General features: G+C 39.2%; 11 protein-coding genes. 1 reads left to right on the top strand and 10 read right to left on the bottom strand.

Annotation, left to right across the window (positions count from 1 at the left end):
* Positions 1-144 precede the first annotated feature (144 nt).
* From MSBR3_RS17630 to MSBR3_RS21250, 8 genes are all read right to left on the bottom strand, one after another.
* Positions 145-2151, bottom strand: coding sequence for a hydantoinase/oxoprolinase family protein (locus tag MSBR3_RS17630; protein ID WP_048109511.1), 2007 nt, complete (start codon positions 2149-2151; stop codon positions 145-147).
* Positions 2152-2335: 184 nt separating this feature from the next.
* Positions 2336-3514 (bottom strand): cation diffusion facilitator family transporter, encoded by a 1179-nt coding sequence (locus MSBR3_RS19095; RefSeq protein WP_155396857.1) that lies wholly within the window; start codon positions 3512-3514, stop codon positions 2336-2338.
* A gap of 651 nt (positions 3515-4165) precedes the next feature.
* Positions 4166-4750, bottom strand: a complete 585-nt coding sequence (locus MSBR3_RS17615) for an acetate uptake transporter (RefSeq protein ID WP_048109509.1) — start codon at positions 4748-4750, stop codon at positions 4166-4168.
* A 54-nt stretch (positions 4751-4804) separates the two neighbouring features.
* On the bottom strand, positions 4805-6190 hold the full coding sequence (gene mtaB / locus MSBR3_RS17610) for a methanol--corrinoid protein co-methyltransferase MtaB (RefSeq protein ID WP_048109507.1): 1386 nt from the start codon (positions 6188-6190) through the stop codon (positions 4805-4807).
* 13 nt (positions 6191-6203) lie between these two features.
* Entirely contained in the window at positions 6204-6980 is a 777-nt protein-coding gene (gene mtaC / locus MSBR3_RS17605; RefSeq protein ID WP_048109505.1) for a methanol--corrinoid protein MtaC, read from the bottom strand.
* Positions 6981-8243: 1263 nt separating this feature from the next.
* Positions 8244-8798, bottom strand: coding sequence for a TATA-box-binding protein (locus MSBR3_RS17595; protein ID WP_048109503.1), 555 nt, complete (start codon positions 8796-8798; stop codon positions 8244-8246).
* Positions 8799-9106: 308 nt separating this feature from the next.
* Positions 9107-9367, bottom strand: coding sequence for a hypothetical protein (locus MSBR3_RS21255; protein ID WP_048109502.1), 261 nt, complete (start codon positions 9365-9367; stop codon positions 9107-9109).
* 103 nt (positions 9368-9470) lie between these two features.
* A complete protein-coding gene (locus MSBR3_RS21250) occupies positions 9471-10139 on the bottom strand; it encodes a GTP-binding protein (protein WP_052723467.1) in 669 nt (222 codons plus the stop codon).
* Between the two features lie 1186 nt (positions 10140-11325).
* Here MSBR3_RS21250 and MSBR3_RS17580 point away from each other — a divergent pair.
* Positions 11326-12099 (top strand): helix-turn-helix transcriptional regulator, encoded by a 774-nt coding sequence (locus MSBR3_RS17580; protein ID WP_230627601.1) that lies wholly within the window; start codon positions 11326-11328, stop codon positions 12097-12099.
* 77 nt (positions 12100-12176) lie between these two features.
* Here MSBR3_RS17580 and MSBR3_RS17575 read toward each other — a convergent pair whose 3' ends face one another.
* Entirely contained in the window at positions 12177-13481 is a 1305-nt protein-coding gene (locus MSBR3_RS17575) for a GTP-binding protein (RefSeq protein ID WP_048109498.1), read from the bottom strand.
* A 725-nt stretch (positions 13482-14206) separates the two neighbouring features.
* Positions 14207-15556 carry a GTP-binding protein gene (locus MSBR3_RS17570; protein WP_048109497.1) on the bottom strand — a complete coding sequence of 450 codons (1350 nt, stop codon included), beginning with the start codon at positions 15554-15556 and terminating at the stop codon, positions 14207-14209.
* Positions 15557-15799: the final 243 nt, after the last annotated feature.

The raw sequence follows: 15799 nt of genomic DNA, 5'->3' as shown, positions 1-15799 counted from the left end.
CCCCATTTTTACTTTATGTTACACATTTCAGATCCTTTTTTTTAGCTGTGTACATCCTTTTATCCGGAATTGTAAAGGTATTCTCAAGATATATATTTCTGTTTATATTATCCGGCTGCTGATATTCCAGTTTACTTTGTCCTCTCAGGCTGTAATCGTAGTTTTTGGGATTCCTACTCCTACGAAAACAAGTTTTGTTTCCAGGGGCACATCAGTCCAGCCGCTTGGCGCTAGATGCTTCCGGCTTACGTCTATATTTATATTCTCCTTTTGAAGTCCTGCACTCACCATGTAGTCCATAACAAGCTGTCTTCCAAGCTTTTCTGCGAACTCAACGGCTTCATGATAGCTTTCAAATTTCGTTCTTTCAGATGGGGAAAAGACAATGAACTCATTTTTAGTTTCATACGGCAAAGTATTTTCTGCAGTACACTTCTCATGAGCCTCATTATCTATATTCTCAGCCTTACCTTCAAGAGATTTAATGACTTTTGTTTTTATAAGAATCTCTACTCTTTTAATTCCTTTTCCGACAAGGGCTCCCACAGCATTACCAACCTCAGCATGCTCTGGAACTATGAAATCAGCATTTATAAGGGTTCTCAGATCCTCAACGTATGCCTTTACGGGCCCTCCTAAAAGCACTACGGGAATTTCAACTCTGAAACGGGTAAAGTTCCTTCCAAGAAGAACCCTATCAATCTCGTTTCTTGGCATTCCTTCTATAAGATAAGCAATAAGGTCTTCGGCAATATTTCGTGCAACCCTGCGTTTTGCTTCCGCACTGAAAGTTTCCGGGCTCTGCTTCAGTATTCTCCCAAGCATGGAAGCCCCAATTGTTGCAGCCTCCACATCCCATTCGGTATATTCTCCAAGCACGTGAAGGGCATCAGTAGGAGTAAAGCCTATTGATTGGATTAACCTTTTCTGGACTAATGAGTCCAGAATAGATGGAGCTGGGCGTTTTTTCAGGGCTATTAGCAGATCCCCGAAGGAAACAGGCTCTTTTCCTATATGCCTGTAGATTTCCCGCTCTCCGGCCTTCAGTTCAATAGGTTTGAAATCGGTCCTGACATAAAATTTTGTTACCTGGATGCTTTCACAGAGATACCCTTTTGCAACCTTGTTCAATTTCAGTTTTTCCTTGAAACCGGGGTAAGTGACCGAAGCCCGACAGAGTGGAATTACCCGACGAGGACCGATATAAATTCGATCACCTTTTACCCAGATATGACTGTCTCCCCCTGTTGCAGAGGTCTCCATACGAATAGCTTTTACTCGGGTTTGCCAGCCTCCGACAACGGCACCTATATTGCTAAGTTGGGGAAGCCCGTTCACTATCATGGCTACGTCCGTGCTCGTACCGCCAACGTCAATCATAGCACAGGTGTTGAACCTGCTCAGATGAGATGCCCCAACAAGGCTTGCGGCAGGCCCTGAAAATATTGTCTCAATGGGTTTTTCCAGGGCTTCTTCTATCCCTACCACTGACCCATCACATTTCAACATCAATAAGTTTGCGTTTATACCTCTGATTTCAAATTCCTTGACTATCGCCTGAATAAATTTGTGAGTAACAGGAATTAACTGGGCGTTAAGAAATGCAGTTATAGCCCTTTCATAGGCTCCAAGATCCTGAGAAAGTTCGTGTCCGCAAACAACAGGGTGCCCTGTAAATTCCTTTACTACTTTTTTGACAGCAAGCTCATGTTCCGGGTTGCGGTTACTGAAGTATGAAGAAACCGCAAAAGCAGAAACCTTATCTTTTACCTTTAGGGCAAATTCTTTTACGGAAGCGATGTCAAGAGTCTGTAACTCTTCCCCGTCATTGTTATGCCCACCAGAGACTGTCACCCAGTAAGCCGTAGGAAGTTTCTCAGGAATCACATAATCCCCTACCATAATTAACCCTACTGGAAACCCGGTGCTTTCCAGGATAGTATTCGTAGACAGGGTCGTAGATACGGATACCAGTTTAATGTCTTTAAGGTACTCTGGAGTAAGTGCATCAATAGCATTTTTCATTCCAGGGAGTGGATCGGGATAAGTAGTAAGCGCTTTACTGAATTCGATGACAGATCCGTCCGAGTCCCTAACGATAACGGCATCAGTATAAGTGCCTCCTGCATCGATTCCAAGACTGTAGTGCATTTTCAACCTCTTTTGCGAACCAGATAATTTTCAGTATTTTCAAATTTACTTAATTTCAGGTAATTAATTTCTTATCAATCGTTAAAATTCATACTTTTCTTAAGTCTGGTATCGATTTAAACCTATATCCGGAAAGTTCACATCCGTTTTTTCACACCATTATTATCATATTATTTTATTTTTTCTATGTTTTTATTTTATTAAAATAAATTTGCCTTTTCTCCTGTCTTCCCATTAGCAAATCTACTTTGTTTTTGAAACTCTTATTCACTACTTCTACGGGCTCGATTTTTATCAATACGTATATATCTTCCGTAAAAGATGCTTTCAGCCTCTCTTCTACCAGGTTTGCTATCTCTGCAGCTTCCAGAACATTCAGGGAATTATTCACATTGACACTAGCATTGATTGCTATATTCTTTCCTATCCTGCGGGTTTTAAGTTCCCCGGAACCTGTGACGTTTTCGGTTTTGTCTATAATCTCCCTAATTCTAAGGTTATTTTCCTCATCAAGGGAGGCTTCTATCAACTCGTTTGCAGTCTTGTAGAGAAGTTTGCCTGAAGTTTCAAGAAGATAGAGGCTTAAAAAAAGTGCAACGAAAGAATCAGCTATTTTAAAGCCTTTTTCAGGTAGGAACGTGCAGCCTATGCCTGCAATAACAAAGCCGAATATCAGTACATCTTTTATTGGAATAACTAATAACTTTTTTATCCGGACGGCTAATAATTCTTTTATTGGGATAGCTAATAAGTATTTCACTGGGACAACTGATAAGTATTTTATATGGATGGCTAATAGGTTTTTTATCTGGATGATTGATAAGTGTTTTATATGGATGGCTAATAGGTTTTTTATCTGGATGATTGATAAGTGTTTTATGGGGACATAATCTTTCGAGGAAACCTCTTTAACTTGTACTTCAGGATTTCCTATCAAGATAGCCATAATATTTCTTAATACAAAGGCTGCAATTGCGGCATAGAGTGCAGTGACTTCAGGAGTTCCGGGCTCTTTACTCTGCAAAAACATGAGCAGTTTTCCGGAACTCAGAGAAATTGTATGAAAACTTGCAAAAAGTAGAATTAAAGCCCCTGCTCCCACGCAGAGGGTTGTGACTTTTCCATGTCCGTAGTTGTGACTTTCATCCTCAGGTTTGCTTCCAATAGAATAATCCAAAAATTTTGTACACTCATTGATAAATTCGGAGAAAGAATGAACTGCATCGGCGAGAAGTAAAGTACTATTTCCCAAAGTCCCGGCTAGCAGCTTGAAAAGTGTCAATGTCAAACTCAAAGCAAGCCCCAAATAAGATTTATTGCGGGTTTTATTGCGGGTTTCGTCAAGCTTTTTATCCGCTTGCATTCGAAGTTCACCGTTAACTAGTTCTTCCAATCTTCCTTCTAGCGTATCTTTTTATTTCGATCATTCCTTTTTCACAAAGGCTGTGCTGCAACCATTGAGCCGGTTGATCACGCCTATAGGGTTAGGGGATAAGTTTTTCAAATCTAAATGGTTCTCTGGTTTTCGATAAAACCTTTTCTCAAAAGGTTTTCGCTCAAGCATTTTTTGAGAAGGCTTGGTAAAAACAAAAACGATATTATTTCTAAAAATTAAACAGGCACTCAAGTGCCTATATTTTATAACGCGGTCATAATGCAGAGGTTAGCCACTCATGCAATAATATTGGGAGGATTGGCAGCACAGGCTTATTGACCTATGCCTGCCTTAGACTTTATTTTACGCTGTTTTTACTGTTTCTTGCAGTTTTGGATTTAATTATATTGGGAGGATTGGCAAGCACAGGCTTAAGACCTATGCCTGCCTTAGACTTTGTTTTACACTGTTTTTTAATGTTTTACTGTTTTTAATATTTTACTATTTTTAATATTTTAGGTTGTTTTTTAATATTTATTCCTGCGGTTTTACGGATTTAACACAGTTCTCGAGGTTGGTGCAGGTTTTTTCTTCAGGTGTTCAAGGTTTTACTCAATAAATGCTGATTGTTTTACTATTTTAGAGTGGGATTACAGTTTTCCCGTGGATTTCATTCATTACCATGCCAAGAGCTGTATAAAGAGCTCCAAGGCCCATAACAAGTCCTACATAGCCAGCTATTACAAGCAACCCTGTACTGCCGGTTGCGTTTACAACAGCAAGCAATATAAATAACAAAAATAATGTAACAAAGACAAACTGGAGGGCACGGACTCCTATTTTCATAGTAACGATCAGCATAACAAAGGTATAAACACCCCAGATGAAGAGATACGCGGCCATAGCAGTTCCAGACGACGCTTCAGCCCATCCGATTGCAGGCATAATAAGTAATCCTGCCAGTGAGAACCAGAATAGGCCAAAAGCGGAAAATGCAGTCCCTGCGAAAACATCTCCTTTTTTCCAGCACATAATTCCTGCAAATACCTGGGCGAACCCACCTAGAAATATTGCCATCGAGACAATCATTGATTCTACAGGGTATACCCCGATGTAGCTCAGACTTAACAGGACTGCTGCAAGGCCCAGTCCGGTAAAACCAAGGGGGGCAGCATTTGCAGTCTTGTCAACTATTACGGTAGCAGTTCCTACGTTTTCGCTCATGGTTTCACCTGAAGCCAATTTCCTAAAAAAAATCAAAAAAAAGAAGTTTAGGGCTTAGAGCCCGTAGTTTTCAGGTTTGAAAACTGCAACTTCTTGTTTGAACTTTGTCAGGTTGTCGCTCATGAACTTGTCAGCATCGTCGGTGAGAGCTTCGAGGTCAGCCTTAACCTTTGCAAGAGCATTGGTTTCGAATCTTGTAAGTCTGAGCTTGCCGGAGTTGACACCTTCTTCGACGATGTTGCAACATTCGATTGCTGCGTTCTTTGCACGGAGGTAGTTGTTCTCTCCATCCTTTGCGATTGCCTGTCCTACCTTGTATGCGTTGTCATAGGCAAGCACATAGCCCTGCGGGTCTCTGTATTTGTCCGAGAGCACGAGAATGTCTCTGAGATCCTTTGCTTTTCCGGTCTTAAGTGCAACGTTCATCATGGAACAGTCGTATGCAAGAGTCTCGGACCAGCACTGAACAGTGGTACCGCCGAATTCACCATGGTATTCAACTGATTCGTTGGACCAGAGGTCACAGCACTGCATGACAATGTTACCCATCAGGTCAGAGTGGGCACAGGTTGAAGTCTTACCTTCCTGAGTAATTGGCACACCTGCAATGGACTTTATGATACTGTTTTCGTAACCACAGTCCTTTCCAGGGCCTACTGCACCGGCTTCATATGCACAGAGGGATCTTGCTGCAGAGATTGCCCTTGCAACAATTGCAGTTGTGTGAGCAAGGTTCTTGTCAAGCAGACCACCTGCAATGAACATTGCAGTGTTTGCCTGGGCACAGTCTGTGTCACCAGAAGCTACAGTTCCGGTCTTCTTTGCAACATCTGCAATGTCGGACCAGACCATTTCCATGTCCATGCTACCGAGCACACCGATACCGAAGAGAATACCTGCAGTGTCGTTTCTCAGAATAGAATAGTCGAAGACTTCCTTACCGCCCATTGATTCAACTGCAAGCAGGTCTGCACCATTGTTGGCAACTTCTTCAAAGGCTTCCATAAAGGTGCTGTACTTGTCTCCTCTGAGCTGGAGGTAGTCGCGGTCTTCACGAATGTCACCAATTGTGTGACGAAGTGCACACTTTATGCCGTATTCGTCATGGTATTCTTCCATGATGGTCTTCTGGGCATGTGCAACAGCTCCTCCCCAGGATGGGTTGTTGGACATCTGCTGAACGTGTTCAGTTTCAAGTACAACAGAGGGAGCTCCGATCTGGACCATTCTTGCCATAATATCAGTGGTGATCCTTTCATACTCTTTGATGAGCTTTTCTTTGGATGCACCGGCGCCAGGCCTTGGGGCATAGTTAACTTCGGGGGATGTGTAACCTGCACCGATTTCAAGGCCAAGCCCTGCTTTTACAGGGAACTTTGAATTTCCGAAAATTAGTTCATCTGCGTTAGCGTAAGCCATTGAAGTGTATTTTTTTACCATTTTTGCTCCCTCCTCAGTGTTTGTGGAATTCCTCTCTTAATGCTGTGATATCTGTAGTACCTGCAACGATTGCGTCAGCAATCTTGGGGGCGTCTGCAGCTTCTTCACCGTAAACTCCAAGGTCATACTGAGACACGAAGTCCTGGTTCACAGCACCGCCACCACATGCGAATGGGAGTTTTATTCCCTTTTCAAGGAGCTTATCATTAACTTCCTTAAATGCATACATGGTGGTTGTCATGAGAGCAGTACCTGTGAGCATCATTGGCTTTTCTTTTTCAACTGCAGCGATTACTTCGTCTACAGGAACATCTCTTCCAAGGTCAATTACCTCGTAGCCGTTTGCTCTCAGAAGGGCAGCAACAATGTTCTTTCCGATGTCATGGACGTCGCCTTCTGCAACATGGCAGACAACCTTGCCCTTTGGCTCGGGAACTTCAGTTGTCTGGCTCTTACAGAAGTCAATACCTGCCAGCATGGCATCAGCGGACATCATAACGTTCGGGAGGAAAATGATACCATCGTCGTAGAGCTGGGTTACAACTCCCATTCCTACCATCAGGGCATCATCGATAAGGTCGATTGGCTTCTTGCCTGCATCGATTGCAGCCTGAAGTGCGTCAACTACGTCATCCTCTTCTCCCTCATAGATTGCTTTTGCAACAGGATAGATGAGTTCGTCTTTTGGATAAAGCTCTTCTGCGGCTTCATCAGGGGTCATTTCCTTTTCGAGGGCGACGTTGTAGCGTACTAATATGCCGTCGATGTCTTCCAGTTTCAAATCCAACATATTTTAACCTCCATTTAGCAAAAAGGTCTCGGATTGCTCAGATCGTTGACCCTGCAAGTTACATCTCCCTGAAGTTCTCAAGCTTTTTTGCCGGATACTTCTTAAATACAATGTCAAAGAATTCGAAAACCTCCAGATCGAATTCCTTCCATTTGGGGGAACTAGATAACTTTAAGTGGTGTACTGGTTATTCAGAAGCTGGATTTCAATCCTTTCTCTCGTTTTTCAAGCTTTCTGAAAAGGCTTTTGAGTTATTTTTCCCGTTTTTATTCCCGTTTTTAAGTCTTCTCAGAAAGCTCTTTAGTTGCCAGGCCCAGATATTTTTTATTTTCCATTTCCTGGCTCTAATGATCTTTTTTCCAGTTAATTCTGATAAGTGTACTCCCTTTAGTATTCCGGGATGCACTTGCAGATCACAGTTAGATTTTATTGCATATACCTTCACCGATGCTAATTTTTGAATCGTTATAATTTTATAATTCTCTTCTCAATTTTCTCTGCAAATGATTTTATTAAAAAGAAGTATTTTTTTGTCCTCTTTGATCTAAACAATGAGATCAAAATTTATGTGACAATTATTTTCCATTCAAAGGAGATTTTATTGCAGGAGGTGAAGATAAGGAGGTTTTTACTTTGAGCGAGGAGGTTATCAAGTAGATTTGTTTTCTTACTGGAGATTTGAGAAGGCAAAAAATTGGATGATCAAAGTATGTTTTTGAAAGCACACAAGTGAAGTGAATCTCCTGTTCAGTTCTCCTCAGAAATCACCTAATTTCTTGCTTTTGGTGGAAACTGCTTGAGAGCTTTCATAACTCCGATCTTTTAACTCTCTGGAGTTTATTCAGATTCGTTTTTTTGCCGTTTTTCAACTCTTTTTTAAACAGAGACAAACTATTTTCCTGGAAGGTTATTCCATCTCTGTATTGGATTTTTCATCAAGTATGCCTCTTTATAACTGTTTGAAATTCTGCTGCTGATCCGTAGTCAGTTTTCTCCAAATAGCTGAAAGAGTACTTTACCTCTCTATTTGAGGGTCAGCTTCTTGACAGGGGGCGATGACCATTTTATCATATATAAAGTTTTTGTGTGACCGGTCGCGGTTGTCCTTTTCAGGAAACATTCTTCCTTTATCATTTATCTATGTCCATGCCGCAACTGTCCCCAATAGGAAACTTTCAAACCGGAAACGTTCTTCCTACTTGGGTGTCCTTATCTTTGCCAGGCTGAAAAACCCATCATTCTTACTATCGAATTTAAAAAGATTCAATAAAGAAGTCCTAAGTTATCAAACTCTTTTTTTATAACCTGCAGTCCCTTCTCGCAATCTTCGGGAGACTTGCCGCCTGTGATCACCAGTTTGCCAGAGCTGAATATTAGCACTACTATCTTGGGGTCCCCTAGCCTGTAAACAAGCCCGGGAAATACCTCTGGTTCGTACTCTACGTTTTCCATACCAAAGGCTATAACAATGGTATTCAGGTTCAGGTTAGTTTCCAAATCAGCGGTGGCTACAATATTCTGAATATGAACCTCAGGTTCTGGATTTATTTTCTCACAGCCAATGGATCTGAGCGTGTTAGCCAGATTGATTATGGCCATATTAGCATTTTTGACAGTCTTAGCTCCGGTACATACTACTTTTCCGGAGGTGAAAATTAGAAAAGCAGCCTTTGGACTCTCAATTCTGTAGACCAGGCCAGGAAATTTCGCTTTATTATATTCTGCTCTCTCCAGCCCTGCCTCAATCTTCTGCAGATCGAACTCTTCCGCCAGGGTAGTGGATGCCACCACATTCTCTATAGTTATTGTATACTCCATGAAACATATATCTTAAATGTTCTATAGAAGCTATTATCGGTTTAAGTCACAAAATAGTTAAAAATAAGCGTTTTGCATGGAACAAAAAACCTAGCAAATATTGCAAAAATAGCAAAATTGGTAGTCTATCATTAAACGATTGATTTTCCATAATCAAGTTTCCAATGTAAAAATTATTTTATTTTCATGTGTTAAAACAGGTCTGCTGCAACAACAAAACTACAAAACCAAAGGCTTTAAAACGTTATGAAGAGTATTCCAAAAAAGAACAATAATAAAACAGTAAAGGAAGGCCAAAGCTTTTCAACTTAATAAATGATTGTGGCCTGGCTATAGCCTGGCCTTTTTCTTTCCACTTTTTGAAGGAAAGTTGCCTTTCTTTCAGATGTCTGCTTATTACCATCTGCAGCTTTAATAAGCTCATCTGTGGGTACGGACGTTACTGCAGAAAGCATCTTTATTTCCTGAAGCCTGAAAGAAAGCTTAATGTGTCCTATGAATTCGGAATTCAGCTTTTCTGCCTTATCTCTTATGCTTTCTAGATTTGAATTGAAATTATGGTCTGACACAAATTTAAAGTTCAGTTTTTCTGCCTGATTTCTTATGCTTTCCAGGATCTACTCGGAAACAAAAATTGCTTTTTCGATGGGCCTCCTGTAGCGCAATTTCAAATTAGGATGAACAAACCGAAACTCCAGACATTTGAATTGAGTTTTTCTTGCCTAGAGTCACTTTTCTCCTGCTATTTTCTTCCAGCAACTCGAGCAATTTGTCAAAATTTTCTCCTCCGTAACGAGCCGAAAAATGAATCATTCTTGCTTTAGGGTTTAATTTGCGCAGGAACAGGCAGATTTCCAGGAGCTCTTCACGATTGTTTATCAATTCGACTTTATTAATACCCAGGATCTCAGCCTCTCCTACCTGATTTTTCATGAAATGTTGCAGCTCGCCTGTCTCTTGACCCAGTTGCCCAGCATCCACAAGATTCACTATTGGGGCAAAAGTTATTCCTGGGATTCTCATATTCTCAATATTTCTTTTTATTTGCCCAGGGAAAGCTATTCCTGTGGGTTCTATTATAATAGTGTCCGGACTATAAGATGAAATGAGATCTCTCAATGTGTGTTCCATGCTGATTTTCAGGGTAAAGTAGACACAGTCACTTGTAATTTCCCTGGTTTCAATCTCCCCTTTTGAGATAGTATTATTTATTCCTATTTCTTCGATCTCGTTAACCATAACTGCTACTTTCTGCCCCTGTTTTCCCAGGTGTTCGACGAGCTTTCTTATCAGTGTGGTTTTCCCGCTTCCCGGGAAGCCTCCGATTAGTATACATTTCATGCCTTTACACCTTCCATAAGTTAAGCAGAGTCCGAATCAATCTCTGGATAATGGCAATGTCTCTACAGAATATCGAAAAATGACGAGACATTGCCATGACACTGTAACTGGGGTTTAGGAGTTTTTTCAGGATTTATTTCCAGAGATTATTACTTATTTTGACTCTCTGATTATCAATTAAATATTCTCTCAATTGTATATAGCTTAACCGACATTCTTTTTTTACTGACGTGTAATATTTTCCCCTTTTAAAAACAAGCTTTTCCTTAAATTTCATGCTTATCTGAATTTTCCAACGCGTTATATTTTCCAATATTAAAAGAGGGATTAAAGTTATGTGATTTCGAAAAAAGTAAGTCATTAAATATTTAAGGGCATTAAAAATTTGAAGGCTTGATTCGCATATTTAAAGGAGTCCTGAGTATCCAGAGCTTTGAAGAGAAGAGCTTTGAAGAGATTAACCCTGCTTACAGGTCAATAGCACTTGTAATATTCGGTGTAAATCTAAGAGATTTTCAAATTAGGATTTTGATAAAACTTACCTTCTATTTCACTATCCGTAGACGTATCTGTTTTCTTAGATTTGATTGCTAGTAAAATAACATAAAACTGGTTAGATAAGAACATACATAGGAGATCTTCACAAAAAACGGTTAAATAGATCTGGATTTTTTAGAGTAATTTGATAGCCTCTCTAAAAGAGCTTTCTTTTTCAATATACTTTAAGTATTATCTCTACAATATATATTATGCATTATCAGAAAGTAAATATAATCTTCACAACATTAATTTATTTCTGGCTGAAAATTATTTCGGCTCTTCGTCATTCTCTATGGATAAGATAATTTTCAATTCAAGACCGCCTTGGTTTTTTATGAGGACATTATGAGGATATCCACACAAAACAATGAAGAGTCATTATTCTCCGTTTTTAAGGCAAGAACGTTTTATCATTGGCACACGAATAATGTCTGATAGTGTCCAAATAAGCAATGATAATGTCTTAATTTCTTCTAATACTGATTAACACGATACGTATCGTTGATATGAAACGCTTTTACTCCCCATCATCTCTTAACTAAAGGCTGAAACTGTGCTGCTTCGTGATCGTGGTAGATTTTAGGAGTAAATTCTGGCGAATTTGTTCCGATTTAGATTATGTATGAGTAATTGGAAGCTGATAAACATGAGTTCCCTTATAGACCTGATTTTTTTCTCTGAAAAAAGAAAAAATCTTCTTGTTCAGTTAGCTAACGGGCCGATGGATATTAACGAGATAAAAGAAGTTCTTAACGTAAACTCCTGTGCTCTAATGCCTCAGATTAAAAAACTTAAAGATATGGATATGATAGTGCAGAAAGGAAGTATCTACCAACTTTCGGATATAGGGGCAGTAATCGTTGAGAAAATGCTTCCTCTTAAATCCGTTCTTGACGTTTTTGACGGAAATAAGGACTACTGGTCAAAGCATGACCGGTCTCCTATTCCAAAACATTTAATTAAGAAAATAGATATGTTGGAAAAATGTAACCTGGACGAGCCTGATCTTGACCACATTTTCGAGTTTCCAGGGTATTTGCGTGACAGACTGAATGATTCAAAAACTATAAAATCCTTTTACTCTTATTTCTGTCCTGATTGCCCGTCGATTCATGCTACCTGCGCGGAAAACGGGGCCGAAGTACACCTTATGCTTGATGAAAAAGTGTATAACAGATTTAAAAATGATTTTGAAGAAGAATATAATGTGTTGCTTGAAAATAAAGTGTCACTTTATATATATTCCGGCAAAATAAGGCCTTCTTCTTTCATGGTTACAGATAATTTCCTGATGCTGAAACTCTTCGGAAAAGAAGGAGAATTCGATCACAGGAAGATCACGAGTTTTACTCCAGGTGCCCTGGAGTGGGGCAATGAGCTGGCTCAGTATTATATAGACCGTTCTACGAAAATCGATTAAAACAATGAATGTTGACTATAAAGATCAGTTAAAACTGAGGGTCAACAGATCAATAAAAATATGAGGAAAAATTTGTTTTACTTACTAATTTCTTCCTCTTGATCACCATGCTTATGCTTTTCATGGTGCTCGTGTTCTTGATTATGTTCGTGTTCTTGATTATGTTCGTGTTCTTGATTATGTTCGTGTTCTTGATTATGTTCGTGTTCTTGATTATGTTCGTGTTTTTGATTATGTTCGTGTTCTTGATTATGTTCGTGTTCTTGATTATGTTCGTGTTCGTGGTTATGTTCATGTTCGATTTTGTTTATTTTTATTTGCTTTCTCTCAAAGACCTCGTGTACCGAACTATTCACAGCGGCTTTAACAGCTTCTTTGTCAGCATTTGAGACCGCTGAAAGTATCTTGAGAGTAGGAGTTGCTCCTTCCTTTGATTTGATTACATCTTCCTGGGGCTCTTCATAATATACTGTAACGCTCTGTTTTACGGTTTCTGACCCATTGTCCAGGAAAAGCTTAATATGCCCTATAAATTCGGGATTTAGTTGCAGCACCTTTGCTTTTACTGTGTTCATCAGTTCGGTTGTTAATTTCCTTGCAGCCTCAGTACTCAGGTTTTCGTTTTCAACCGCGAACTCTGCAGAATAACTGCCTACTTTTGAGGCTTCTATCGAACTCTCGGTTTCCTGAGGCGTAGAAAGTTCGGCTTTATAAGGTTCGGTTTCTGTTATCTCAGCTTTCGTTGTTTCAGCTTTTATGGATTTTTCGGGTAACTTTTCAAGATCCGGAAGCACCAATTGCATGAAGTTCTCAAAGCTCTCGCCTGTGTCTTTTCCTGAAAGCAGGACCACCCTGGCTTTCGGATTCAATTGCTGGACCGAGGCTTCAAGTATTGGAAGTCGGATAGGTTCTATCAGATCTGTTTTATTTATCCCTAGAATTTCCGCATCAATAATCTGTCTCATGGCAAATTCTTTTACTTCTTTCATCAAATGCTTGAAACGGCTGCCGTCAATCAGGGTCACAAGAGGAGCGATTTTTACCTGCTCGCCAAGATTCATGAGTTCTATTTCTTTCTTTATTATATTCGGGAAAGCTATTCCTGTAGGTTCGATCATGAGAATGTCAGGTTTGTATTCGTTTATAAGATAAGTAACTGTTACCCTTAACCCTACTTTCAGAGAACAGCAGATGCACCCACTTGTGATCTCTTTTGTATCGAACCCGAACCTTTTTATCACATCTCCGTCAATGCCGACTTCCCCTATCTCATTCACAATAATGGCAACTCTTTTTCCTTTCTCTGCAAGGTATTTACCCATATTGATAATGGTGGTTGTCTTCCCGCTTCCCAGGAAACCTCCAACAACAATAACTTCCATTTTTTTTCCTCCGTTTTCTACCGTTTTCTACCGTTTTCTATTTCTGTCACTTTCTTTTATAAAATTAGTATAGAACTTTACCTTTAGCTCAGGGATATAAATGTCAATTTCTCTATTCTTAAATATATTTCTTTATTTCTAAGCCGTTCCCTAGAAACAGTTTGAAGATAAAGAAAAGCGATTTTATCTCATGTTCAGAAGTTACATATTTCATTAAAAGGTCACATATTCAGGTTGAAGTTACATGTTTCATAAGAAGTCACATATTTAGGTTGAACTCTACAAGCAATTAAAAACATTATTAGAACCTTCGGCTGAAAGCATGTGGCTACAGGTATTCGATATGCTGCACTAGCATGAAAAATCGTAAAACAGCAAGTATTTGAGCATATCATAATTTTATTCATATATTATAATTTATTCATTATAACTTTACTCATATATTATAACTTTGCTCATATATTATAACTTTACTCAATATACTTAAGAAGATATGGTGGTTTCCAGGTAAACGGTCTGGAGGAAACCTGAGCACAGAAACCACCTTGCTGTTTTTGGAGGTTAAAGAAAATTAAATTATATTGGGTTTTACATAACTGGAAAGCTTAGTCGTTGAGTTACAATTTCTTATGATATTACTTACTAAATTCTGACCGAAACGTTGGGTCAAGATGCAGTTTTTCGTAATCTGACCATCGAGATGTGTTACTCTAGTCAGATGTTTTTTATTTTATTCTATGCGACCTCTGATAATCACATAATCTCTGGTACTCATGTATTTCATCTACTCGATGCTCATGTATTTCATCTACTCGATGCTCATGGTGATGATCGTGTCCATGATATTCTTCTTCTTCATCATGGTCATGGTGATGATCGTGTCCATGGTGTTCTTCTTCATCATGTTCGTGTTCGTGATGGTGGTCATGTTCGTGATGATGATCATGATCGTGGCTGTGTTTTACCTGATGAACATCGACTCCTATTTTTTCAAAGGCTTCCTCAACCGAGCTGTTAACGGCATTTTCAAGTTCTTTTCTCTCAACTTTTGAAATGGCTGAAAGGACCTTGAATGTCGGGATAGCTCCATCATTTGATTTGAAAATATCTTCTTGTGGCTCTTCGTTATATATTGTAATGCTCTGTTTCGCTGTTTCCGATCCGTTATCGAGGAAGAGTTTGATATGACCTAAGAATTCTGGATTAAGTTTAAGGACCTTTTCTTTTATTTTATTCATTATTTCGGTTGTAATGGTTCTTGCAGTTTCCTCATTAAGGTTTCTGCCGTCTTTTAAGGAATACTCTACAGAGTAACTGCCAACAGTATGCTTGAAAGAATCGCCATGATTATATGGAACATTTGAAGAATTCCCTTCAGAACTCTCAACTTCACAGGCATCGTTTGAGTTTTCAACATACTGTTGTGTAGATTCGTTTTCTTCTGCCTTTTTGGTTTTATTTGGAATATTCTTTATTCCTGGAAGAACCAGTTGCATGAAGCTTTCGAACCTTTCTCCGGTGTCTTTTCCTGAAAGTAAGATAACTTTAGCTGTTGGGTTAAGTTGCTGGACTGAAACTTCAAGAATGGGGATCTGAAGTGAGTCTATAAGGTCCACTTTGTTTATGCCCAGGATCTCAGCATCTATGATTTGCCTCATGGCAAAATCCTTTATCTCTTTCATCAGGTGTTTGAAGCGGCTTCCATCTATCAGAGTTATCAGGGGAGCAACTTTAACTTCCTCTCCAAGGTTCATTAGTTTGAATTCGTTTTTAATGGAGTTTGGAAAAGCAATTCCTGTGGGTTCGACCATCAGGATATCCGGCTCATACTCTTTCATGAGAGTATTGACTGTTGTTCTCAACCCCATTTTTAGGGTACAACATATGCATCCGCTTGTGATCTCTTTGGTATCAAACCCAAATTTCTTTATTATATCTCCATCAATTCCTATTTCTCCGATCTCATTAACAATGATGGCGACTTTTTTTCCTTTTTCTGCCAGGTATTTACCCATATTGATGACAGTTGTGGTCTTCCCGCTTCCAAGGAAACCACCAACAATAACTACTTCCATTTTTTGTCCTCTCCTCTTCCATTTTTACTTATGGTTTTTTTCTATCTTTAGATAGAAACCTTAAATCTCCACGATTTTTCTAACTACGAAATTTAGACTTTAACTTCTTTACTCTCATAGTATATCTTTTTTCTCCTAATTTGGTATGTATAAAAACTTTTTTGATGACCTATCTGCCCTATTTATCATTTTTATTGATAAAATTTGGCATATATAAAAATTATTGTCATTCATATCTTTTTT

The organism is Methanosarcina barkeri 3, assembly GCF_000970305.1.
Classification (GTDB): Archaea; Halobacteriota; Methanosarcinia; order Methanosarcinales; family Methanosarcinaceae; genus Methanosarcina; species Methanosarcina barkeri_A.
The sequence above is the reverse complement of the archived record's forward strand: the minus strand, read 5'-3'. Positions and strand labels throughout refer to the sequence as shown.